This is a genomic window from Xanthomonas sp. AM6 (assembly GCF_025665335.1).
Classification (GTDB): Bacteria; Pseudomonadota; Gammaproteobacteria; order Xanthomonadales; family Xanthomonadaceae; genus Xanthomonas_A.
Genome location: NZ_CP106869.1, coordinates 4010593 through 4032409 on the forward strand (window position 1 = coordinate 4010593; position 21817 = coordinate 4032409).

General features: G+C 72.2%; 17 protein-coding genes and 1 pseudogene. 4 read left to right on the plus strand and 14 right to left on the minus strand.

The genetic code is table 11. The annotated features are described in order from the left end of the window. Window position 1: 1 nt before the first annotated feature. Complete coding sequence (locus OCJ37_RS17160) at window positions 2-847, minus strand: glycosyltransferase family 2 protein (protein WP_263110900.1); 846 nt, start codon at window positions 845-847, stop codon at window positions 2-4. Between the two features lie 365 nt (window positions 848-1212). On the opposite strand from OCJ37_RS17160, the gene OCJ37_RS17165 reads away from it, so the two are divergent. The 4 genes from OCJ37_RS17165 to OCJ37_RS17180 all read left to right on the plus strand — a co-directional run bounded on the left by OCJ37_RS17165 (window position 1213) and on the right by OCJ37_RS17180 (window position 6636). After that, window positions 1213-2361: a phosphotransferase enzyme family protein gene (locus OCJ37_RS17165; RefSeq protein ID WP_263110901.1), complete on the plus strand. Its 1149-nt coding sequence runs from the start codon at window positions 1213-1215 to the stop codon at window positions 2359-2361. A 142-nt stretch (window positions 2362-2503) separates the two neighbouring features. After that, a complete protein-coding gene (locus OCJ37_RS17170; protein ID WP_263110902.1) occupies window positions 2504-4666 on the plus strand; it encodes a TonB-dependent siderophore receptor in 2163 nt (720 codons plus the stop codon). Window positions 4667-5040: 374 nt separating this feature from the next. Next, window positions 5041-5619 carry a nicotinamide riboside transporter PnuC gene (gene pnuC / locus OCJ37_RS17175; RefSeq protein WP_263110903.1) on the plus strand — a complete coding sequence of 193 codons (579 nt, stop codon included), beginning with the start codon at window positions 5041-5043 and terminating at the stop codon, window positions 5617-5619. Between the two features lie 279 nt (window positions 5620-5898). Further along, complete coding sequence (locus tag OCJ37_RS17180; protein ID WP_263110904.1) at window positions 5899-6636, plus strand: UTRA domain-containing protein; 738 nt, start codon at window positions 5899-5901, stop codon at window positions 6634-6636. Window positions 6637-7100: 464 nt separating this feature from the next. On the opposite strand, the gene OCJ37_RS17185 is transcribed toward OCJ37_RS17180, so the two are convergent. From OCJ37_RS17185 to OCJ37_RS17245, 13 genes and pseudogenes are all read right to left on the minus strand, one after another. Next, a complete protein-coding gene (locus OCJ37_RS17185; protein WP_263110905.1) occupies window positions 7101-7934 on the minus strand; it encodes a glycosyltransferase family 2 protein in 834 nt (277 codons plus the stop codon). A 6-nt stretch (window positions 7935-7940) separates the two neighbouring features. Then, window positions 7941-10232, minus strand: a complete 2292-nt coding sequence (gene gspD, locus OCJ37_RS17190) for a type II secretion system secretin GspD (protein WP_263110906.1) — start codon at window positions 10230-10232, stop codon at window positions 7941-7943. 9 nt (window positions 10233-10241) lie between these two features. Continuing rightward, a complete protein-coding gene (gene xpsN / locus OCJ37_RS17195) occupies window positions 10242-11018 on the minus strand; it encodes a type II secretion system protein XpsN (RefSeq protein ID WP_263110907.1) in 777 nt (258 codons plus the stop codon). Window positions 11019-11166: 148 nt separating this feature from the next. After that, window positions 11167-11790 (minus strand): annotated as a pseudogene (gene gspM, locus OCJ37_RS17200) (type II secretion system protein GspM); the annotation flags it as partial. After that, a complete protein-coding gene (locus OCJ37_RS17205; protein ID WP_263110909.1) occupies window positions 11771-12895 on the minus strand; it encodes a PilN domain-containing protein in 1125 nt (374 codons plus the stop codon). The pseudogene gspM and the gene OCJ37_RS17205, both read right to left, overlap by 20 nt. Next, entirely contained in the window at window positions 12892-13752 is an 861-nt protein-coding gene (locus OCJ37_RS17210; protein ID WP_263110910.1) for a type II secretion system minor pseudopilin, read from the minus strand. Before OCJ37_RS17210 ends, OCJ37_RS17205 begins: the two co-directional genes overlap by 4 nt. Further along, window positions 13749-14399: a type II secretion system protein J gene (locus OCJ37_RS17215; protein ID WP_263110911.1), complete on the minus strand. Its 651-nt coding sequence runs from the start codon at window positions 14397-14399 to the stop codon at window positions 13749-13751. Before OCJ37_RS17215 ends, OCJ37_RS17210 begins: the two co-directional genes overlap by 4 nt. Continuing rightward, the gene (locus tag OCJ37_RS17220; protein WP_263110912.1) at window positions 14396-14812 is read right to left on the minus strand and encodes a type II secretion system protein XpsI; all 417 of its coding nucleotides are present in this window, start codon (window positions 14810-14812) and stop codon (window positions 14396-14398) included. The genes OCJ37_RS17215 and OCJ37_RS17220 overlap by 4 nt, the downstream gene beginning before the upstream one ends. Continuing rightward, window positions 14809-15258, minus strand: a complete 450-nt coding sequence (locus OCJ37_RS17225; RefSeq protein ID WP_263113726.1) for a type II secretion system protein XpsH — start codon at window positions 15256-15258, stop codon at window positions 14809-14811. The genes OCJ37_RS17220 and OCJ37_RS17225 overlap by 4 nt, the downstream gene beginning before the upstream one ends. Before the next feature lie 79 nt (window positions 15259-15337). Continuing rightward, window positions 15338-15772, minus strand: a complete 435-nt coding sequence (gene gspG / locus OCJ37_RS17230) for a type II secretion system major pseudopilin GspG (RefSeq protein WP_263110913.1) — start codon at window positions 15770-15772, stop codon at window positions 15338-15340. Window positions 15773-16505: 733 nt separating this feature from the next. Further along, window positions 16506-17720, minus strand: coding sequence for a type II secretion system protein XpsF (locus tag OCJ37_RS17235; protein WP_263110914.1), 1215 nt, complete (start codon window positions 17718-17720; stop codon window positions 16506-16508). Window positions 17721-17844: 124 nt separating this feature from the next. Continuing rightward, a complete protein-coding gene (gene gspE, locus OCJ37_RS17240) occupies window positions 17845-19575 on the minus strand; it encodes a type II secretion system ATPase GspE (RefSeq protein WP_263110915.1) in 1731 nt (576 codons plus the stop codon). A gap of 349 nt (window positions 19576-19924) precedes the next feature. Next, window positions 19925-21817 carry a S8 family peptidase gene (locus tag OCJ37_RS17245; protein ID WP_263110916.1) on the minus strand — a complete coding sequence of 631 codons (1893 nt, stop codon included), beginning with the start codon at window positions 21815-21817 and terminating at the stop codon, window positions 19925-19927.

Sequence of the window (21817 nt, forward strand, 5' to 3'; positions counted from 1 at the left end):
TTCAGCCGGGACGGCGCCAGCACAGCCTGGCGAAGGTCACCCAGGCATGCAGCCAGATCACCGCCCACACCGCCGCGCGCACCGGCGCGCTGCGCGCGGGCGCCTCGAACTTGCGGAAATAGCGCCACAGCCCGCGGTGCTTGTGCCACTCCACGAACCATGGCCGCTTGCGGCTGGACACCCCGCGCACGTGCAGCACGCGCAGGCCGTTGGCCACCGCCACCGTGGCCCCGGCCTGGCGCGCGCGGCGGCACAGGTCCAGGTCCTCGGCATGCAGCCGGTAGCCGGCGTCCCAGCCGCCGATGCGGTCGAACAGCGCGCGCGGCAACAGCATCAGCGCGCCGGAGATCGCGTCCACGCGCTGCAGCGGCTGCGCCGGATCGGCCGCAACCGCCAGCCGCGAGCCGGCCAGCGGATGCCGCAGCATCGCCGCGAAGTCCGGATCGCGGCGGCGCACCGCCGCGTCGGCGCGGCCGTGCTCGTCCACCTGCTCCACGCCGAGCAGCGCATCGCCGAGCGCGGCGACCTGCGCGCGCAGCAGCGCCAGCGTGTCGGCCTCCACCAGCAGGTCCGGATTGACGAAGGCCAGCCACGGCGCATCGCTGGCCGCCGCGCCCTGGTTGCAGGCGGTGGCGAAGCCGGGATTGTCGGGATTGGCGATGAAGCGCACCCGCCGGTCCTCCAGCGCGTGGCGCTGCACGATCGCCAGGGTGTCGTCGCGCGAGGCGTTGTCGACCACGCGGATCTGCGCGACCTGCGCCGCCGCGCGCAGCCGCTGCAGGCAGGCGTCGATGGTGCTGCCGCTCTCGTAGGTCACCACCACCACGGCCATCTGCTGTTCGCTCATGCGCCGATTATCCGGGCAAAGCGCTGTGCGCAGAAGGCGCCGTGCCTGCGCGGCCGGCGAACGCGGCGCGCCTGCGCCGCCGGCAGCGCGCGCGAACGCGGTAGAATCGCCCGTCCCACGTCCTTCGCGGTGTAGATGACGGCTAGCGCCCACTACGGCGCGCTGCCGCCAGGATCGCTACGCATCGGCCGCCCCCTGCGGTGGCCGTGCATGCAGACGCCCCGGCAGCGCCGCCCTGCGACCGACCTCGCCGTCGGCCGCCGCCGCAGGACCCCGCGACACTGGTCTAGACCAACTCCCGAACGCGCCTCGACGGTCGCGCATCGCCACACCGTCGCTGCGGACCTGCGCCCAGGGCAGGCGCGATGAGCGCGCACCAGATCCACGGCATGAGCCTGGCCCCGGCCACGGCGGACTGGCCGCCCCTGCGTGGCGACGAGGTGGACGCGCTGTTGCGGCGCATGGGCCTGCCCGACGCGGTCCGCGCCCTGCGCTGGCACAGCCCGCGCCCGTTCTCCGCCGCGGCCGAGGTCGACAGCGCGGCCGGCCGCCTGTTCGTCAAGCGCCATCACCACAGCGTGCGCGATGCGCGCACCCTGGGCGAGGAACACCGCTTCATCGACCACCTGCGCGCGCGCGGGATGCCGGTGCCGGTGCTGCTGCGCGCGCCCGACGGCGCCAGCGCGGTGGCGATCGGCGACTGGACCTACGAGGTGCAGCGCGCCGCCGCGGGCGAGGACCTGTACCGCGACACCGCCTCCTGGCAGCCCTTCGCCGGCACCGCCCACGCACGCGCCGCCGGGCACGCGCTCGCGCTGCTGCACCGCGCCGCCGCCGGCTACGTGGCGGCGCCGCGCAGCACCGCGCTGCTGGTCGCCAACCTGCGCCTGTTCGGCCGCGCCGATCCGCTGCAGGCGCTGCAGCGCGACCTGCGCGGACGGCCGGCGCTGGCGGCGTGGCTGCAACGGCACGACTGGCACGGCGACCTGCACCGGCACCTGCTGCCCTGGCACGCGCGCGCCTGGCCGCTGCTGCAATCGCCTCCGCCGCCGATGTGGACGCATGGCGACTGGCACGCCTCCAACCTGCTGTGGCGCGACCGGGGCACGGCGAGCGAGGTCAGCGCAGTGTTCGATTTCGGCCTGGCCGACCGCAGCTTCGCGCTGTTCGACCTGGCCACCGCGATCGAGCGCAACCTGGTGCCGTGGCTGGAGCTGGACGTCGGCGGCCGCGCCGCGGCCGACCTCGACCAGCTCGATGCGTTGCTGCACGGCTACGCGCAGGTGTTGCCGTTGGGCGCGGCGCAGTTGCGCCTGCTGGCCGCGCTGCTGCCGATCGCGCATGCCGACTTCGCGCTCAGCGAGATCGACTATTTCGCCGGCATCACCGGTTCCGACGCCAATGCCGACATCGCCTATCGCCGCTACCTGCTCGGCCATGCCGACTGGTTCGGCGGCGAGGAGGGCCAGCGCCTGCTGCGGCGATTGCAATGGCACGCGGAGGCGGCGCGATGAGCGCGCTGCGTCCGCCCCGCGCAGTGTCCGCACGCGCCGTGCGGCGATGCCGATGCGGCGTCGCCCCCGCTCCCCGATCCCGCCGCTGCCCATGCACAGCGGCGTCCGTCCTTTCCGTCCCGATTCCCGCCTAGAGGTCATCATGTCCCATACCTTCCCCGCGCTCGCGCCGCTCGCCCTGGCGCTGGCGCTGGCCGCCACCGCCGCACCAGCGCGCGCCACCGATGCGGACACGCGCACGCCGGTCGACCTGGACGCGGTCAACGTGCAGGCCGAGCGGGCGCGCAACCGCTCCGAGCTCGGCGGCTACGGCGATGCCGCGCTGCTGGACACGCCCGCGGCGATCGGGACGATCGACCGCGCGCAACTGGACGACCGCCAGGTGCGCGTGCTCAGCGAAGTGCTGCGCGCCGACGCCTCGGTCGGCGACAGCTACGCGCCGATCGGCTACTACGAGAACTTCGTGGTGCGCGGCTATTCGCTCAATGCCGCCAACAGCTACCGCATCAACGGCCTGACCATCGCCGGCGAGCAGAACGTGGCGCTGGAGAACAAGCAGCAGGTGCAGGTGCTCAAGGGCCTGTCCGGGCTGCAATCCGGCCTCAACGAACCAGCCGGCGTCGTCGACTACCAGACCAAGCGCCCGCAGCAGGTGCGCACGCTGGTGCTCGGCAGCGACGACGAGGGCGGCCGTTATGCCGCGGCGGACCTGGGCGGCTGGTTCGGCCGCGACCGCCGGTTCGGCCTGCGCGTCAACGCCGCGCACGAGGACATCCGCAGCTACGTCGAGCATGCCGACGGCCACCGCAATTTCCTGTCGCTGGCCGCGGACTGGAACATCGACCCGCGATCGACGCTGCAGCTGGACGTGGAGTACCAGGACCGGCAGCAACGCTCGGTGCCCGGCTACCAGCTGCTCGGCGGCGAGCGCCTGCCCGGCGACGTGTCGGTGCACCGGCTGCTGGCGTACCAGCCGTGGTCCCGGCCGGTCGGCATCGATTCGCTCAATGCGCAGCTGCGCTATCGCTACCGCTTCAACGACGCCTGGAGCGCGCAGCTGGCGGCCGCCCACAGCCGCGCGGTGATCGACGACTATTCCAGCTTCGCCTGGGGCTGCTACGGCGCGGCCAGCTGCGCCGGCGACGCGATCCCCAACTACTTCGGCCGCGAAGGCGACTACGACGTCTACGACTACCGCAGCCCCGACGACACCCGCCGCAACGATCAGGTGCAGGCGACCCTCTCCGGCAGCTTCGCCACCGGCCCGCTGCAGCACCAGCTCAACGTCGGCGTGGACTATCTGCAGCGCAGCATCGACCGCCACGGCTCGATCAACGAATGGATCGGCACCGGCAACATCGGCGCCGATCCGCCGGTCTTCGCCCAGACCGACGTCCAACTGGATCCCAAGCGGCGGCGCCTGGACAGCGCGCAGACCGCGCTGCTGGCCAGCGACCGCATCGGCATCGGCGAGGCCTGGCAGCTGCTGCTGGGCGCGCGCCAGGTGCGCTACGACGAGCGCGCCTGGGACCGCGACGGCGCGCTGACCCGCCACACCCGCCGCTCGGAACTGCTGCCGCAGGCGGCGCTGCTGTTCAAGCCGCAGGACACGCTGTCGCTGTACGCCAGCTTCGCCAAGGGCCTGGCGCCGGGCGGCACCGCGGCATGGTTCGCCAGCAACGCCGACGCGATCCTCGCGCCGACCAGCGCCTACCAGACCGAGGCCGGCGTGAAATACGAGCGCGACGGCCTGGCGCTGGGCGCGGCGCTGTTCGACATGCGCCAGGCCTACCAGTACGCGCAGCCGCAGGCCGACGGCAGCTTCCTGTACCTGCAGCAGGGCCGCCTGCACAACCGCGGCATCGAACTGTCGGCCGACGGCGCGATCGGCGAACGGCTGCACCTGCAGGCCAGCGTCGCCGGCATTCGCGCGCGCGCAGAGGACACCGGCACGCCGGCCTACGAAGGCCACCAGGCATTGAACGTGCCCAGGCTGCGCGCCAGCGCCCAGGCCAGCTGGGACGTGCCCGGCGTGGCCGGCCTGGCACTGCTGGGCGGCGCGCAATACAGCGGCGCCAAGTACGCCGACCGGATCGGCCGCACCGCCGTCGGCGGCTACACCGTCTACAACGCCGGCGCGCGCTACGCGACGCGGCTGGGCGCAGTGCCGACCACGCTGCGGCTGAGCGTGGACAACCTGGCCAACAAGCGCTACTGGCGCGACGTCGGCGACTACCAGGGCGACGACTACCTGTTCCTGGGCGCGCCGCGCACGGCGCGGCTGGCGGTGCAGTTCGATTTCTGAGGGCCGGGATTGGAGAGACGGGATTGGGGATTCGCAAAAGCAGGATGTCGGCGCCGAAAGCACGACCTTGTAGGAGCGGCTTCAGCCGCGACGCGTTACCGCTCCCGTGTCGCGGCTGAAGCTGCTCCCGAGAAAAGCGCCACGCCATGCATTCACAGAGTGTCCTGATCGCTGATTCGACATTGACCGATTACCCAGCCTAGCCTTTCAACCGTCTCGCCATGCTTTCCGCCGATGTGGGAGCGGCTTCAGCCGCGACGCTTTGACGGTAAAGCGTCGCGGCTGAAGCCGCTCCTACAGAAGAGCGCAATGCGGCGAATTCGCGAACCGCTCCCAATCCCGAATCTCCACTCCCCAATCCCGGCCTTCCAACAATGTCCCCCCTCGAACTCCTCGCCGTGCTGGTCAACGTGCTCGGCGTGTGGCTGACCGCGCGCCGCGTGCGCTGGTGCTGGCCGGTCAACGTCGTCGCGGTGCTGCTCTATGCGTGGCTGTTCTACCAATGGAAGCTGTACTCGGACATGTTGCTGCAGGGCGTGTACGTGTTCCTGCAGGGCTACGGCTGGTGGCGCTGGAGCCAGGGCCGGCTGGACCACGGCAAGGTCCATGTCGGTCCGCTGCCGCGGCGCGAAGGCGCGCTGTCGCTGCTGGCCGGCGCCGCCGGCGCGGCGCTGCTGGGCTGGCTGATGCATCGCCATACCGACGCCGCGTTGCCGTGGCTGGACGCGGCGCTGTCCGCCTTCAGCGTGGTCGCCAGTTTCTGGGCGGCGCGCAAGCGCATCGCCAACTGGGGCCTGTGGATCGTGCTCGACTGCGTCTACGTCGGCGTGTTCGTCTACAAGGGGCTGTATCCCACCGCGGCGCTGTATGCCGGCTTCGTGGTGCTGGCCGTGTACGGGCTGCGGCTGTGGCAGGCCGACCTGCGGCGCGCCACCGCGCCGCCGTTGTCGTGAACCGGCGCATCCGCGTGCGCTGCAACCGATGCGGCATGCGCCGCTGGCGCGCCAGCCGGCGCACCCGCGGCGCCACGGGCACAACCGGTATCGCGATGCTCGAGCATGCTCGACCCTGGCATTGGCAGTGAGCGCAGCGCCGTGGGAGTGGCCTCGGTTGCGGCCGGATTTACAGGCGGGGCCTGGCGCGACCGATGGCCCGCGACCAGCCAACGCGCCCTTCCCTTGCGTTGTCTGCAACCATAGGCAGGCAAATCGCCGCGCCGCGATGGAGAACGCATGCCCACGCCATTGAATCCCGCCGCCGGTTTCGGCCAACGCATCGTCGATGCGCTGCTGGCGCGCATCGCCGCCGGCGAATGGGCCGCGGACCAGCGCCTGCCGGTGGAGCGCGAACTGGCCACGCTGTTCGGCTGCACCCGCATCACCCTGCGCGAGGCGTTGCAGCAGCTGGAATCGGAAGGGCACGTCTATCGCGAGAACCGCCGCGGCTGGTTCGTCAGCGCGCCACGCGTGCGCCACGACCCCACCAGCATCGCCGGCTTCATGCAGTACGTGGCCGCGCAGGGCGGCGTGCCGCGGACCGAGCTGCTTGGCGCGCGCCGCCAGCCGGCCGGCGCGACGCTGGCGCGGCACCTGGAACTGGACGACGCCGCGGCGGAGGTGTTCGTGCTGCAGCGCCGGCGCTGGATCGGCCGCCGCGCGGTGCTGCTGGAGACCAACGCGATCCTGGCCGCCTGGGCGCCGACCCTGCTCGACTACGACCTGGCCGCATCGCTCAGCGCGGTGCTCGGGCAGCGGCTCGGCCTGCACCAGGCGCGCAGCCGGCTGTCGATGTATCCGGCCACGCTGGGCGCCGAGCAGGCCGCGCTGCTGCAGTCCACCGCCGGCACGCCGTGCTTCCGGCTGCAGCGGGTGAGCTACGCCGCCGACGGCCGCGCGGTGGAATTCGACATCGAGTCCTGGCGCCACGACGTGCTGGAGGTGACGGTGGAGGTGCAGGCGCCGGCTGAGTGAGGCCGGGGCGATCGCACTGGCGCGCATGGGATGCCGACGACGCTTGTCGTTCCGCTCTTTGCATGCAGGCGCGCGGCATCGGGATGCGCCGGGCTGGTTGGAAGCATCGAGGCTCGGCACGGATAGCGTGCGGAACCTGGGGCCAGCGCTTCGTTCGTCGCGGCTGAAGCCGCTCCTACAGGGATTTGCGACAAGTTGGACGGCGGTTCTGTGGGAAACTTGAGTGGCCGTGGGCCATCGCTTCTCGACGGTGTCCGACATCGGCAGGCTCCCTGCTTCGTTCGTCGCGACTGAAGTCGCTCCTACAGGGGCTTGCGGTAAGCCACTGCGGTTCTGTTGAAGGTTAGGTGGCCTTTGGCCGTCGGTCCTCGACGGCGTCCGACATCGGCAGGCTCCCTGCTTCGCTCGTCGCGACCGAAGTCGCTCCTGCGGGAGCGCGGGGAATGGGCTGGTGCGGCTGCGGGCTAGGCGTCGAACAGCGCGCGTTGCGGGTCCGGCGGCGGCAGGTCGGCGTACAGGCGCTGCAGCTCTTCGCGGCAGGCGCGCAAGGGATCGTGCATCAGGAACCCGGCCAGGCGCGCGTGCCAGGCCGGCCAGCGCGTAGCCAGCGCGTCCATGTCGCCGTCGGCGGCGCGGCCCTCGCCGCTGCGCGCCACGTAGGCGGTTTCGCACAGCACGTTGCGCCAGCCGAGCCCGGCCATGCGCAGCGACAGGTCGGTCAGCGCCGCGTACCAGGAGCCGTAGCTGCTCGCGTCCAGGCCGCCGGCGCGCTGCCGCGCCGCGCCGCGCAGGGCCACCGCGTGGCACACCGCCGCCGGCAGTTCCGGATGCAGCGGCGGCAGCGCCGCGCACGCGCGGGCCAGGCGCTCGCCGTCCTCGGGCACGGGATTGATCTCGCCCAGCCGCGGCCAGGCGCAGGCTTCGCCGGCGTTGCTCCACGGCGTGGCGCTGGCGATGGCGGCATCGCGCGCCAGGCAGGCGGCCAGTTGCGGCAGCCAGCCGGGCAGCGGCTGCGCGTCGGCGGCCAGCACCACCACGTCGGCATCGGCGCAGGCGCGCAGCATCTCGTCCAGGTGCGCGACCTCGCCGAGCATGCGCGGGCGTCGGGTGTAGTCGGCCTGCAGCCGGGTGCGCGCCAGCCAGGCCTCGACCACGCGCTGGCCGCGCGGCCCGGCCTGGGCGTCGTCGGCCAGCCACACGCGGGTGCCGGCCGGGGTGTGCGCCTCCAGCGCGCCCAGGCACGCGTCCAGCGCCGCGTCGTCGACGCCGACCGGCAGCAGCACGATGGGCAGCGCCATCCGCGCCTACTTCTTGCCCGACGCCGGCAGCGGCTCCATCGCCTTGAACTTCTGCCCGTACTCGTCGGTGAGATTGCGCGCTTCCTGCGGGTTGCGCACGATGGTCGGGGTCAGCAGCACGATCACTTCGTTGCGGCGCTTTTCCTGAGATTTCTGTCCGAACAGCGCGCCGACCACCGGCAGCTTGCTCAGCAACGGCACCCCGGAGCTGCCATCGCTGGTGCTGTCGTTGATCAGGCCGGCCAGCATGATGGTGTCGCCGCTCTGCACCGCCGCCTCGGTCTTGATCCGGCGCGTGTTGATGTCCACGTTGCAGGCGGAGCTGTTGACCACGGTGGTGCCGGAGGTGCACGCGGTCGGACGCGAACCGGGCGTGCTGACTTCCTGCACGATGTCCAGGAACACCATGCCGTCCTTGGTCACCCGCGGGCGCACCTTCAGGATCACGCCGGTGTCGATGTACTGCACCGACGAATAGCTGGTGTCGGTGCCGATGCCGGTGTTGATCGACGTGGAGTTGATCGGGATGCGCGTGCCGACGTTGAGCGTGGCCTCGGCGTTGTTGCGCACGAACACCGACGGGGTCTGCAGCAGCTTGAGGTTGGTGACCTTGTCCAGCGCGCTGATCACCGCCGCGGCGTTCTTGCCGAGGAAGGTCCAGCCCAGTCCGGTGCTGCCGGTGACCTTGCCGGCGATGTCGCCCCAGATGTCGCGCCCCGCGGCGCTGGGCAGGTTGGCGCCGCCGCCGATGCCGATGTTGGTCGCGTCGGCGGCGGCGCTCACCGCGTTCTCGAAGAACCAGTTGACGCCGTACTGCAGGTCGCCGGTCAGGCTGACCTCGGCCACCTGCGCCTCGATGTGCACCTGCATCGGCATCACGTCGAGCTTCTCGACCACGTCGCGGATCGAGCGCCACGACTGCGGCGTGGCGCGCACCAGCAGGGTGTTGGTCTCCTCCACCGCCGACACGCCGACCTTGTCGCCCTGCACTTCCAGGGTCACGCTGCCGTTGCCGGAAGTGCGCGGCGACAGCTGCAGGCTGCCGTTGCCCAGGCCGCCACTGCTGCCGGACGAAGAACTGCTGCTGCCCGAGGAGAAGCTGTCGCTGCCGCTGCTGCCGCCCAGCCCGCTGCTCCCGCCCAGGCCGCCGTCGCCGCTGCCGTTGAAGCCGCCGCTGCCCATCTGGCTCAGCTGCGTGCCCGGCATCAGCGAGGCGCTGGAATCGCCGCGGTTGCCGCCGGCGCCGAACACCTCGGCCAGGCGGTCGGCCAGGTCCTTGGCCTTGATGTATTTCAGCTCGTAGGAGAACAGCCGGCTGCCGCCGCCGGCGCTGTCGATGCGGTCCAGCCATTCCTGGATCTGGTCCAGGTAGCGCGCCTGCGGGGTGATCACCAGCACCGCGTTGGCGTTCTCCAGCGGCATGAAGCGGAACATGCCGGCGCTGGGGGTCTTGCTGTTCTCGCCGAACACCTTTTCCAGGTCGGCGGCGACCTGCTCGGCCTTGCCCGACTGGATCGGGAACACGCCCACCGACATGCCCGACAGCCAGTCCACGTCGAAGATCTGCACCGTGCGCAGGTAGTTCTCCAGCTCGGCGCGGGTGCCGCCGAGGGTGATGACGTTGCGCGAGCCGTCGATGCCGACGATCGCGTTCGGCCGCGCGTACGGTTCCAGCACCTTCTTCATCTCGCTGGCGGAGATGAACTTCAGCGGCACCACCCGCACCTCGAAGCCGCGCGCGCTGGCCGGCGAGGCGGTGCTCGGCGCGACCGTGCCGGCCAGGGCCTGGTCGGCGGGCACGATGTTGTAGCGGCCGCCGTTGTAGACCATGCGCGCGTTGTTCCAGCCCAGCACCATCTCCAGTAGGTTCAGCGCCTGCGCCGGCGACACCGGCTTGGGCGTGGCCAGGGTCACCGTGCCCTGCACGCCCGGCGCGATCACGTAGTTCTGCCCGAGCATGTCGCCGAGGATCGCCTTGACCACCGCATGCACCGACTCGCCTTCGAAGTTGAAGGTGGCGCTGCCGCTGCTGGCGTTGCCCAGCGACGGCGCCGGCGCGGCCGCGGCGCCGGAGTTGATCATGGTGCCGCTGCCGCGGCGGATCACCGGGGCCACGCGGTCCGGCGCGCCGTCGGGATCGGCGTTGCCGGCCGGCGCGCCGGCCGTGCCGCTGGTGCTGCCGGCGGCGCCGACGTTGGGATTGATCGCGGCGCCGCGGCGGACGTCCGGCGAGGGCGTGGTGGCGCAGCCGGCCACCAGGCCGATCGCGAGGAACAGGGAAAACAAGCGCGGCGTCATGCGATCACTCTAAGGGTTCTGGCCGGGGGGAGTGCCGTTCTGGCGTTGCTGCTGCAACTGCCGGCGGCGGGCTTCGATACGTTCGCGGATGGCCTGCAACTGCTCCGACGACGGCGCCGGCGCGGCCGCCGGTTCGCTCGGCGTCGGCGCGACGGTCGCGGCGGACGCGGCCGGTGGGCGCGGCGCGACGGCGTTGGCGTTGGCGGGCGCATTGACCGCAGGCGCAGGCGGCGGCCCCAGCAACGGCGGCACGCCCTGCGCACGCGCGCCCTGGCCGAGCACCGTCGGCGGCTGCCCGCCCTTGCCGTCGAACACCTGCAGCTCCAGGGTCTGCGGGCCGCCGCTGCCGCTGACCACCGCCCGCCGCGGTTCCAGCGACACCAGCCGCCAACCCTTCACCGGGTCGCCGCCCTGCTGCAGGCGCAGCGATTCACCCTGCTCGGTGGTCAGCGTGGCCATCTTGAAGCTGTCGGTGAGCAGCACGCCGGTCAGACGCACGCTGGGCGCGGCGGCCTGGCCGTTGTCGGCGCTGAGGAAGAACGGGTGCGGCCGGCGGTCTTCGGCGAACACCGGGCGCGCGGCGATCTCGGCGTAGCGCGAAAACGCGCCCAGGCGCTCGCCGGCCGCCGCCGGCAACGCCGGCAGGCGCTGGGTCATGGCCGGGTCGTCGGGCAGCGGCTCGATGCGCTGGCCGAGGCCGGCCAGGCCCAGCACCCAGATCAGCAGGCCCCACAGCGCCAACGTCGCCAGCCACACGCTGCGCAGGCCGATCGCTTCAATGCGCATTCGTGCCCTCCCCTTGCTGCGGCGGCGTGGGCATGGCGGCATCGCCCACCGCCGGCGGCGCTGGCGCCGCCGGTTCGCTCGGCCCGGGGCCGGCGGAGGTGCCGGCCTGCAGCACCGGCGCGCCCGGCGGCGGCGCAGCGTTGCCCGGCGGCGCCATGCCCGGCGCCGCGGACGGCGCCGGCATCGCGTTCGGGCGCAGATAGCCGGCCAGTTCGAAGGCCACGTCCAGGCCGTTGCCGCTCTCGCCCGGCGACAGCTGGTAGCGCTGCGCCATCACGTTGAGATTGTCGACGAACAGCGCCGGGGTGCCGCTCTCCAGCGCGTGCAGCACCGCCGCCAGTTCCGGGGTGCCGCAGCGCAGCCGCACCTGCACCGCGACGCGGGTGAAGCGGTCGCGGCGGTTGTCGGCGGCCAGCGGCGAACGGTTGCTGATCGCGCAGCTGCGGTTGCCGGGGCTGGCGGTGGCCACCGCGCTTTCCAGGCGCTGCACCAGCCCGGCCGAGGCCAGCTCGGCCGAGCTCTCGCGCAGGAAGCCAGGGCGCGTGGCCAGCTCGCGTTGCGCCTGCTGCAGCCGCTGCGCCACCTGCGGCGCCTGCTGCAGCTGCATGCGCACGCGCAGGTCGCGCTGGCGCAGTTCCTGGATCTGCGTCTCGACCTCGCGCATCGGCAGCGTCCACCACGGATGCACCAGCACCAGGTAGCCCAGCCCCAGCGCGGCCAGCAGCAGGCCCAGCGCCAGCCAGCGGTCGCGCTTATCGACCTGCACCGGCATCGGCGGCCTCCTTGCGCTTGGTCCCAGCCAGTTCGGCGGTCAGGGTGAAACGGTCGCGGTGGCTGCCCGGGTCGGCCTGCAGCACGCCGGTCAGCGACGGCGTGCGCCACAGCGGCGAGCCTTCCAGCCGCCCGACCAGCGAGGACGCTTCGCTGCTGAGCCCGATCAGCTGCAGCTGGTCGCCCTCGATCGAGAATTTTTCCAGGTAGGTGCCCTCGGGCAGGCGCTTGCTCAGCTCGTTCCAGATCTCCAGCGCGGTCGGGCGCTCGGCGCGCAGCTGGTCGAAGAACGCCGCGCCTTCGACCAGGTCGAGCAGTTGCTGGCGTTGCGCGGCCACGCCGCGCGCGCGCTGCGCGCCGCTGTCCACCTGCGCGCGCAGCTGTTCGAGCGCGTCGCGGCGGTTGTCCAGCAGCTGCCAGCCGGCGGCGAACAGCGCCAGCAGCGCGGTCGCGGCGAGGATCGCGTTCCAGCGCCGCATCGGATCGGCGCGGCGATGGCGCTGCTCCGGCGGCAGCAGGTTGACGCCCAGCGGCGTGCCGTCGGCGCCGACGACGTCGACCCCGGCCAGGGTCGGGCGCAGCGCGCCGGCGCTGGCGTGCAGTTCGTCCAGCACCCGGCGCGGCGCCACCACCAGCTCGGCGTCGAGGTGCGCCGCGTCGCGGCGCGCGCCGACGCGCACGTCGTAGACCACCTGGTCGGCCTGGAACGGCGTCTGCCGGTCGATCTCGAACCTGACCACGTCGCGCAGGTGCTCGGCGGCGGCGGCAGGCAGGCGCAGGGTGCGCTGCAGCGCCGACTGCGCCGGCAGCAGCCACGCCCGCGGCAACGCCGCCAGCCGCGGGCCGAGCACGGCGTCCAGGTCGGCCGGCGGCAGCGGCCACGGCAACGCCAGCGGCGCGCCCAGCTCGGCGCCGAGCTGGCGCGCGACGAGCAGCTGCTCGCCTTCGCGCCACAGCAGCAGCCGCGCCTGCGACCAGCCCAACTGCAGTTGCCAGCGCGGCGGCAGCCACGCCATCAGCGAACGCTGCCACCAGGCCAGCAGGCCGCCGGCCCCGGGCGCCGTGCGCACGCCGAACTTCTCCATTGTGTCGCGCCACGCAGTCATCGAACGGTCGATCCTTCTTCCCATCGCAGCACAGTGTAGGCGGAGCCCGGCAGTGCCGACGAGCCTGGGCGCACCACCGCGCGCAGCACCCCTTCGCGCCCGGCCGCCAGCCGCGCGCGGCTCTCGATGCTGTAGGTGCCGCCGCCCCCGCCGATGGGCGCGGCCTGCGCCGGGTCGTCGCGCTCGCGTTGCGCCAGCACCTGCTGCGCGTCCAGGCCGAGCGCGGTCAGCACCGGCGCCGGCGCGAACTCCGGCGCCGGGCGCGAGATGCCGCTGTACAGGGTGAGGTTCGGCAGCAGCTTGGCGTACAGCTCCGGATCGATGCCCAGCACCAGCTGCAGTTCGGCCAGGCTCTCGAACGGCGCGTCCTTGGCGCCGTACGGGCGGCCTTCGGCGGCGTAGTCCGGATCCTCGGCGCCGCCGTTGGGCTGGCTGAGGTTGTCCGGATCGCGCCAGTCCACGATCGCCGCGGCGATGCGCTCGGCGCGCTGCGGATCGCCGCCGACCGCGCGCACCAGCGCCGCCAGCAGCGGCGCGTCGGCCAGGTTCAGGTCGACCTTGCCGCTCTCGTCGGTGACCCGCAGGTCGATCGTGGCGTCTTCGTACTGCCAGCGGTAGCGGCGCCCGTCGGCGCGCCAGCCCGGCTGGGTCGGCGTGCCGGCGAGGCGGGTCAGCGCGTATTCCAGCCCGGCGCGGGCGCGCTCCTGCGCCGCCGCGCCGTCGCCCAGCACCTTGCCCTGCAGGCCTTCGGTGCGCGCGGTCAGCGCGAACGCGCCGATCAGCGCGGTCAGCAGCGCGATCAGCCACAGCACCAGCACCAGCGCCGCGCCGCGCGCCCGTCCCGGCGCCGCGCTCATTGCCGCGCCTCCACGCCGCCGGCCTGGCGCAGCGCCACCACCAGCGGCGGCCACACCGTGCCGTCGTCGCTGCGCAGCTCGATCGACACCAGCAGCGGCAACTGGTCGGTCTTCTCCCAGCGCTCCTGCCAGGGGCCGATGCTGCCGCGCTCCGGATCGATGCCGCGGTAGCGGAAGCGCACCTCGCGCAGGCCGTCGGCCAACGGTTCGGGCGGACGCGGTTTTTCTTCGGTGATCTGCTTGCCGGCCTGCACCTGCACCAGCGCGATCGCCAGGCGCTGCTGGCCGCCGTCGCCGCTGACGCCGAGGTCGTGCAGATAGGGACCGCCGCGGCCCAGGTAGTCGGGCAGGTCGGCCACGAACTGCATGCGCTGCGGCTCGCCGACGAAGCGCACCGGCTGCAGGGTGCGGCTGTCGATCTCCAGCGCCATCGCCTGCGCGCCGCTCAGGCGCCGGCGCAGGAAGCCCTCGACCGCGCGCATGCGCTCGCTGCGCCCGGCGATCGCCTCGCCGCGGCCGCTGATCGCGGTGGCCGAGCGCAGCGTGGCGAAGGCCAGGGTCAGGCCGCCGACCAGCAGCACGGTGGCCAGCAGCACCTCGATCAGGGTGAAGCCGCGCGCGGCGGCGCGGCCCGGCGCACGGCTCATGGCGGCACCCCGTTGTCCTGCGCGCTGACCAGGCGCAGCGTCTTCCACTGCAGCGCCTGCGCCGGCGCCTCGCCCCAGCGCACCTGCAGGTTCAGTTGCAGCAGGGTCGGCGCGCCGGGGGTCATGGTCGCGTCCGGCGGCCGCCGCGCATCGACGTACGGCGCCACGTCCAGGGTCCAGCGATAGCGGCCCTGCTCGAAGCTGCCCTGCTCGCGGCCGGGCTGCAGCGGCTGCTCCACGCCCTGCGCGGCCAGCAGCGATTGCGCGTACAGCGTGGCGCGGCTGAGCTGGTCGGCGCGCTGGACCTGGCGCGCGGCGCCGGACAGCGAACCGAGCAGCAGGGTCAGCGCCAGCGCCAGCAGCGCGAACGCCACGATCACCTCGATCAGCGTGTAGCCGCGCTGCGTCTTCATGGCGCGGCCTGCTGCGGCGGCCGCCCGACCCTGACCTCGCCGGTCAGCCAGGCCACGTCGATGCGCCAGCTGGCCTTGCGCGCCTGCAGCTCGATGCGCCCGCCGGTGGCGGCGCCGTCCTCGAAGAACTGGATCGCGCCTTCGTCCTGCCGCCGCTGCGCCTGCCGCGCGCCGCTGAAGCGGATCGCCAGCGACGGCGGGATCTCGCCGTGGCGGCCGTTGGGCGCCTGCCAGCGGTGCGCCTGCGGATCGATCAGGAAGCGCTGCGGCTGGCCGGTGGCGATCGCCTGCGCCCGCGTGTAGCGCAGTTGCGAGGCGATCTCCTTGGCCGACGAACGCAGGCGCATGCCGTCGATGCCGCCGGTCAGCACCGATGCGGCCAGCACCGCGGCGATCGCGATCAGCCCCACCACCAGCAGCATCTCCAGCAGCGACACGCCGCCCATGCGCGCACGCGCTGCGCCGGCGCGCGCGGGCGCACCGCAGCCGAGCGCGCGGGCGTGGACGTGGATCACGGCGCCGGGATCACTCGTACTTGATGTCGGCGTCGTAGCTGCTGCCGCCGGGCTGGCCGTCCTTGCCCAGGCTGATCAGGTCGAACGGCTTGCCGTCGCCGGGCACCTTGTACTCGATCGGGTGGCCCCACGGATCGTTCAGTTCGCTGGCCTTGGCGTACGGCCCCAGCCAGCCGCTGACCCCGCCCGGCGCGGTGACCAAATCGTCGAGCTTGGACGGCAGCTTGCCGGTGTCGAGCTGGTAGTTGTCGACCTTGCCGGCCATGGTCTGGATCTGCGACTTGGCCAGGTTGGCCTTGCCGCGATCGGCGCCGCCGAGCACGCGGCTGCCGACCAGGGTCAGCACCGCGCCGATCAGCACGATGACGATGATGATCTCCAGCAGGCTCATGCCCGACTGGCGCGCGGCGGAGGGGGAACGGGTCAGGGAGCGGATAGTGCGCATTGCATCGGATCCTTGCGGTGAAAAACCTTATGTAGCCGAACGCGGCGACGCTGGCGGTCGGCGCGTGCGGGTCGTGCAGCTGCGCTTCATGCGCGGAAAGCTCGGCGTGGCACAGGCCATGGTGCGGGCTGGGGATGCCACTGTCATGTCAGCAGCCGCGGCCCTGCGTGGCCGGGCGTTCGGCGCCACATGCGCCATGGCGCGGTGCGTGGATACCGCCGGCATGGCCGTTGCCGTCCATGGCGCGACAGGGCTGCACCCGGACAGACCGGCCCGGCCATCCATGGCCGGGCGTTCGGCCATGCGCGAACCAGTGGTTCGCAAACGCATGGCCTCCTTCAATCCGGCAATTCGCTGCGCCTTGGGCTCATGCCGCCATCCCTGGCGCGGCACCACGTGCGCCGGAACCACCTGCCCGGCCATCCGTGGCCGGGCGTTCGGCGCCACATGCGCCATGGCGCGGTGCGTGGATACTGCCGGCATGGCCGTTGCCGTCCATGGCGCGACAGGGCTGCACCCAGACAGACCGGCCCGGCCATCCATGGCCGGGCGTTCGGCCATGCGCGAACCAGTGGTTCGCAAACGCATGGCCTCCTTCAATCCGGCAATTCGCTGCGCCTTGGGTTCATGCCGCCATCCCTGGCGCGGCACCACGTGCGCCGGAACCACCTGCCCGGCCATCCGTGGCCGGGCGTTCGGCGCCACATGCGCCATGGCGCATGAGCGTGGCGCCTCACCCAATCGCATTGGTGAGGTCGTACAGGGGGACGAGGACGGAGATGATCACCAGGCCGACCACCGAGGCCAGCACCAGGGTGATCAGCGGGACCAGCGCGGCGAGCAGGCGGTCGATCGCCTGCGCGGTTTCCTGCTCGAAGGTATCGGCGGTCTTCAGCAGCATCGTGTCCAGCGCGCCGGATTCCTCGCCGACCTGGATCATCTGCAACGCCAGGCGCGGGAAGCGCTTGCCCTTGGACAGCGACGCCGACAGGCCGTGGCCGTTCTTGACGTCGTCGGCGGCGGCGCCGACGTCGGCGGTCAGCGCCAGGTTCGACAGCACGTTGCGCGAGATGCCCAGCGCCGCCAGCAGCGGCACGCCGTTGCGCAGCAGGGTGCCCAGGGTGCGGGTCAGCCGCGCGGTTTCCAGCCGCGCGATCAGCACGCCGATGAAGCGCTGCCTGAGCAGCCAGGCGTCGAAACCGGCGCGAAACGCCGGGTCGCGGCGCTTGCGGTCCAGCGCCAGCAGCGCCAGCCCGGGCACCACCAGCAGCAGGATCCACCAGTCGCGCACGAACAGGCCCACGCTCAGCACCGCCTGGGTGAACCACGGCAGCTGCACGTCCAGGCTCTCGTACATCTGCGCGAACTGCGGCACCACGTAGCCGAGCAGGAACAGCAGCGCGCAACCGACCACGCTGACCAGGATCGCCGGATAGATCAGCGCGTTGATCACCCGGCCCTTCAGTTCGCGGCTGCGCTCCAGGTAGTCGGCCAGGCGCTGCAGCGTGTCGTGCAGGCTGCCGCCGGCCTCGCCGGCGCGGACCATGTTGATGTACAGGCGCGAGAACAGCCCGTGCTGGCGCTCCAGCGCGACCGACAGCGGCGCGCCGCCGCGCACCGCGTCGCGGATGTCGCCGACGGTGCGCTTGGAGCGCTCGTCCTCGGGCAACTCGAGCAGGATCGACAGCGCGCGGTCCAGCGGCTGGCCGGCGCCGAGCAGGGTCGCCAGCTGCTGGGTGAACTGCACCAGCGCCGCGCCGTCGAACGGCTTGGGCCGGAACAGGCCGCGCAGCGAGGTGCCGCCGCCCTGCGCGGCGAGCCTGGCCTCCATCGGCATGTGCCCCTGCTCCTGCAGGCGCAGCGCCACCTCGGCGTCGCTGGCGGCCTCCATCTGGCCTTCCAGGATCTCGCCGTGCGGGTCGAGGGCCTTGTAGCGGTACAGGGGCATCAGGGCCGGGAATCGGGAATGGGGAATGGGGAATCGGAAAGCGGGTTCCGCGCATGCCGGCGCGCTTGCCGCAGCGCCGCAGAGCCGCTGCGCATTGCCGCGCTTACGCTGCGTGCCGCGCGCATCAGGTTTCCTCCGTCACGCGCAGCACTTCCTCGATCGTGGTCTGGCCGCTGAGCGCCTTGCCCAGGCCGTCCTCGTACATCGTGCGCATGCCGGCCTCGCGCGCCAGCTGTTCGATCTCGCCCATGCCGGCGTGGCGCATCACCGCGCGGCGCAGCGCGTCGTTCATCACCAGGAATTCCATGATCGTGGTGCGGCCCAGGTAGCCGGTGGGCGCGATCGCCGAGGGCCGCGGGCGGAACAGGAAGATCTCGCCCTCGGGTTGCAGTCGGCGCAGTTCGAACTTCTCGATCTCCTCCGGCGAGGCGGCATAGCGCTCGGCATGCGTCGGCTCCAGCCGCCGCACCAGGCGCTGGGCGAGGATGCCGTTGATGGTGGAGGTCAGCAGGTAGTCCTCCACGCCCATGTCGAGCAGGCGGGTGATGCCGCCGGCGGCGTTGTTGGTGTGCAGCGTGGACAGCACCAGGTGGCCGGTCAGCGCCGACTGGATCGCGATGCGCGCGGTTTCCAGGTCGCGCATTTCGCCGATCATGATTATGTCCGGGTCCTGGCGCACGATGCTGCGCAGCGCGTGCGAGAAATCCAGCCCGATCTGCGGCTTGGCCTGGATCTGGTTGATGCCCTCGATCTGGTATTCGACCGGGTCCTCGACGGTGATGATCTTGACGTCGGCGGTGTTGAGCTGGCTCAGCGCGGTGTACAGCGTGGTGGTCTTGCCCGAGCCGGTGGGACCGGTGACCAGCAGGATGCCGTGCGGCTGCTCCAGCACCTTGCGGAACTGCGGCAGGAACGCATCGGTGAAGCCGAGCCGGTGGAAGTCGAACACCACCGTCTCGCGGTCGAGCAGGCGCATCACCACGCTCTCGCCGTGCGCGGTGGGCACGGTGCTCACGCGCAGGTCCAGTTCCTTGCCCTGCACGCGCAGCATGATGCGCCCGTCCTGCGGCAGGCGGCGTTCGGCGATGTTGAGCTTGGCCATGATCTTGACCCGGCTGATCACCGCCGCGGTCAGGTTCGCCGGCGGGCTCTCGCCGTCGATCAGCACGCCGTCGACGCGGTAGCGCACCTTCAGCCGGTTCTCGAACGGTTCGATGTGGATGTCCGAGGCGCGCAGTTCCACCGCGCGCTGGATCACCAGATTCACCAGCCGGATCACAGGCGCCTCGGAGGCCAGGTCGCGCAGGTGCTCGATGTCGTCGGTGGCCGTGCTGTCGCCGTCGGCGGTCTCCACGATCGCGCCCATCGCGCTGCGGCCCTGGCCGAACCAGCGCTCGATCAGGTCGTCGATCTCCGAGCGCAGGCCGACCCGCGGCAGCACCTGCAGGCCGGTGGCCAGGCGCACCGCGTCGGCGGCGTAAGCCTCGTGCGGATCGGACATCCACAGTTCCAGCGTGCCGTCGCGCTCGCTCAGCGGGCACACGTGGAACTGCTTGAGGAAGCGCAGCGACAGCGGCTGCGCCTCGGGCAGGCTCTCCGGCGCGGTGGCCGGCAGTTGCTTGGCGTCGAGCAACGGCAGGCCCAGCACGTCGGCGCTGACCTCGGCATGGTCGCGTTCGGAGACCAGGCCCAGGCGCGCCAGCAGCGACAGCAGGCCGCCGCCGGATTCGCGCTGCAGCTGGCGCGCGCGCAGCAGGTCGCCTTCCTTGAGCCGGCCCTTGGCCAGCAACGCAGCGACGATCCGCGCCTCGGGCGTATCGGCGGCGGCAGCAGTGTCCTTGACGAGCGCGTTCACACAATCCCTCCAGAGCGTGCGGCGACTTTAGCAGTTCGGCGCGACCTGCCGCCCGCCTGCGCGGCGCCGGCCGGCGCGACTGTCTACGAGGCCGTGGCAGCACTGCGTGCGGTCATCGGCATGACATGGGTGGCGCGCAGCATGGCCGGCTGCCGCGGCATCCGCACGTCGGCGTGCGCCCCGCGCTGCGTCGCGCCGGCATCGCGCGCGCCGCCGCACCGGCCGATCGGCCGCTGGCGTGCCTGCGCAGTGCGGCGATGCGTTTGCGCCGCCGTAACGCAGGAAACCCGGCCGAAGCCGGGTTTCCTGGTTGCCTCAGGCGCCGTTTCCGGCGCCGTCCGTCGCACCCTTACTGGCGTGCGACCAGGCTGACGCCGCTGTACGCCGAGGTGCCGACCAGCTTGACGTAGTAGGTGCCGGCCTTGGGCGCGGTGAAGCGCACCGTCTCGTTGTTGCCGGGACGGGCCGACTTGGCGTCGTAGCTGCTGCTGGTGGGCTCCTTGTCGAAGCTCACGTACAGCGACACGTTGCCGCTGCCGCCGTAGGTGAGGAAGCTCAGCACCGCGCCGGCCTCGGCCTCGAAGCTGTACAGCGCCTCGTTGCCCGCCGCACCGGCCAGGCCGGCCACCGCGACCTTGTTGGTCAGGGGCGTGGCCGGCGGCGCGCACTCTTCGGTCTGCGGGTCGCACGGCACTTCCAGCGCCTTGTCCAATGCGGCCTTGGCGTCGACGATGCCGGTGCCGATCGGGGTGCTGGCCGGGATCGACACCGGGAACGGACGCGCGGTCTGCTTGAGCAGGGTTTCCAGCGCGGCCGGGGTCAGCGGCGCGTTGCCGGCGGCGATCACCGCGCTCTGCACCAGTGCCGCCACCGCCGCCACGTGCGGCGAGGCCATCGAGGTGCCGCCCTTGCCCAGGTAGGTGTAGGTGCCCGAGCTCGGCGTGGTCGCGCCGGACGAGCCGGCCTGCCAGATGTAGCCGCCCGGGTTGCCGTCGACGCTGCCGCCGCCGCCCGGGCCGGACAGGTCCACCGCCGCGCCGTAGTTGGAGTAGTAGGCGATGCCGCCGGTGATGCGGGTGGCGCCCACCGCGACCACGTTGGCGCAGTTGGCCGGACGGAAGTTGGCCGCATTCGAGGCCTCGTTGCCGGCCGCCACCACCACCGTGGTGCCGCGCGCCACCGCGCCGTTGATCGCTTCCTGGTACAGGGCGTCGCAGGCGCCGCCGCCGCCCAGGCTCATGTTGATGATCTCGGCCGGGTTGGCGTTGGCCGGGATGCCGGCGACGGTCCCGCCGGAGGCCCAGGTGATCGCGTCGGCGATGTCGGACAGGTAGCCGCCGCACTTGCCGAGCACGCGCACCGGCAGCACCGTGGCGTTGGGCGCGACGCCGGCCATGCCGATGCCGTTGTTGGTGGCCTCGGCGATGGTGCCGGCGACATGGCTGCCGTGCCAGGAACTGTCGTCGGCGACCGAGCCGGCATAGCACTCGTTGTCGTTCTCGACCCAGTCGCCGTAGTCCAGCGCGCCGGGCACGCGCGCGTCGGTCGGGCGCCGCGAGGTCTCCGCATCGGAGATGAAGTCGTAGCCTTCCAACAGGTTCACCGCCACGTCCGGATGGTCCGGCAGGATGCCGGTATCGAGCACCGCGACGACCACGCCGTCGCCCTTGGACACGTCCAGCGCGGCCGGCGCGTTGACGCCGCCGGTGGGGTTGCTCAGGTGCCACTGGTACTGCGCGTACAGCGGATCGTTGGGCACCAGCTGCGGCTGCTCCAGCTTCGCCCTGGGCAGGTCGACGGCCTGCAGCTTGACGTCCACCTGCGCGTACTTGACCGCCGGATCGGCGGCGATTTCCGCGACCACCTTGTCCACGTCGGCCTTGCTCAGCTTGCCCGACAGGCGGATCAGGTCGGCGCCCACGCCCAGGCTGCGCACGTAGTCGGCGCGCACGCTGGCCGCGGCCGCGCGCGAGATGCCGTTGCTGCCGCCGAGGCTGGCGCGGGTCACCGCCGACTGCACCGCCGACAGCTTGGCGCTGCGGTCGCTGGCCGCGGCGCTGCCGGTCTTGTAGCGCACCACGATGCGGTTGGAAGTCAGCGCGTCGGCCGGCGCGGACTTGCTCGGCTGCTTCACCGGCAGCGGCGACGCGGCACCGCCCGCGAACGCGCTGGAGGCGCCCAGCGACATCATCAGCATGGCGGCGGCGATGGCATTGATACGGAGATTTTGCTTGTCGATCAC

Bases quoted from the DNA above. Each gene is read 5' to 3' on its own strand.
- OCJ37_RS17235 (WP_263110914.1), bottom strand. From the start codon at position 17,720: ATGCCCCTGTACCGCTACAAGGCCCTCGACCCGCACGGCGAGATCCTG.
- OCJ37_RS17165 (WP_263110901.1), top strand. From the start codon at position 1,213: ATGAGCGCGCACCAGATCCACGGCATGAGCCTGGCCCCGGCCACGGCG.
- OCJ37_RS17160 (WP_263110900.1), bottom strand. From the start codon at position 847: ATGAGCGAACAGCAGATGGCCGTGGTGGTGGTGACCTACGAGAGCGGC.
- OCJ37_RS17225 (WP_263113726.1), bottom strand. From the start codon at position 15,258: ATGGGCGGCGTGTCGCTGCTGGAGATGCTGCTGGTGGTGGGGCTGATC.
- OCJ37_RS17210 (WP_263110910.1), bottom strand. From the start codon at position 13,752: ATGAGCGCGGCGCCGGGACGGGCGCGCGGCGCGGCGCTGGTGCTGGTG.
- OCJ37_RS17185 (WP_263110905.1), bottom strand. From the start codon at position 7,934: ATGGCGCTGCCCATCGTGCTGCTGCCGGTCGGCGTCGACGACGCGGCG.
- OCJ37_RS17180 (WP_263110904.1), top strand. From the start codon at position 5,899: ATGCCCACGCCATTGAATCCCGCCGCCGGTTTCGGCCAACGCATCGTC.
- pnuC (WP_263110903.1), top strand. From the start codon at position 5,041: ATGTCCCCCCTCGAACTCCTCGCCGTGCTGGTCAACGTGCTCGGCGTG.
- OCJ37_RS17215 (WP_263110911.1), bottom strand. From the start codon at position 14,399: ATGAGCCGTGCGCCGGGCCGCGCCGCCGCGCGCGGCTTCACCCTGATC.
- gspD (WP_263110906.1), bottom strand. From the start codon at position 10,232: ATGACGCCGCGCTTGTTTTCCCTGTTCCTCGCGATCGGCCTGGTGGCC.
- OCJ37_RS17205 (WP_263110909.1), bottom strand. From the start codon at position 12,895: ATGACTGCGTGGCGCGACACAATGGAGAAGTTCGGCGTGCGCACGGCG.
- OCJ37_RS17220 (WP_263110912.1), bottom strand. From the start codon at position 14,812: ATGAAGACGCAGCGCGGCTACACGCTGATCGAGGTGATCGTGGCGTTC.
- OCJ37_RS17170 (WP_263110902.1), top strand. From the start codon at position 2,504: ATGTCCCATACCTTCCCCGCGCTCGCGCCGCTCGCCCTGGCGCTGGCG.
- xpsN (WP_263110907.1), bottom strand. From the start codon at position 11,018: ATGCGCATTGAAGCGATCGGCCTGCGCAGCGTGTGGCTGGCGACGTTG.
- gspG (WP_263110913.1), bottom strand. From the start codon at position 15,772: ATGCGCACTATCCGCTCCCTGACCCGTTCCCCCTCCGCCGCGCGCCAG.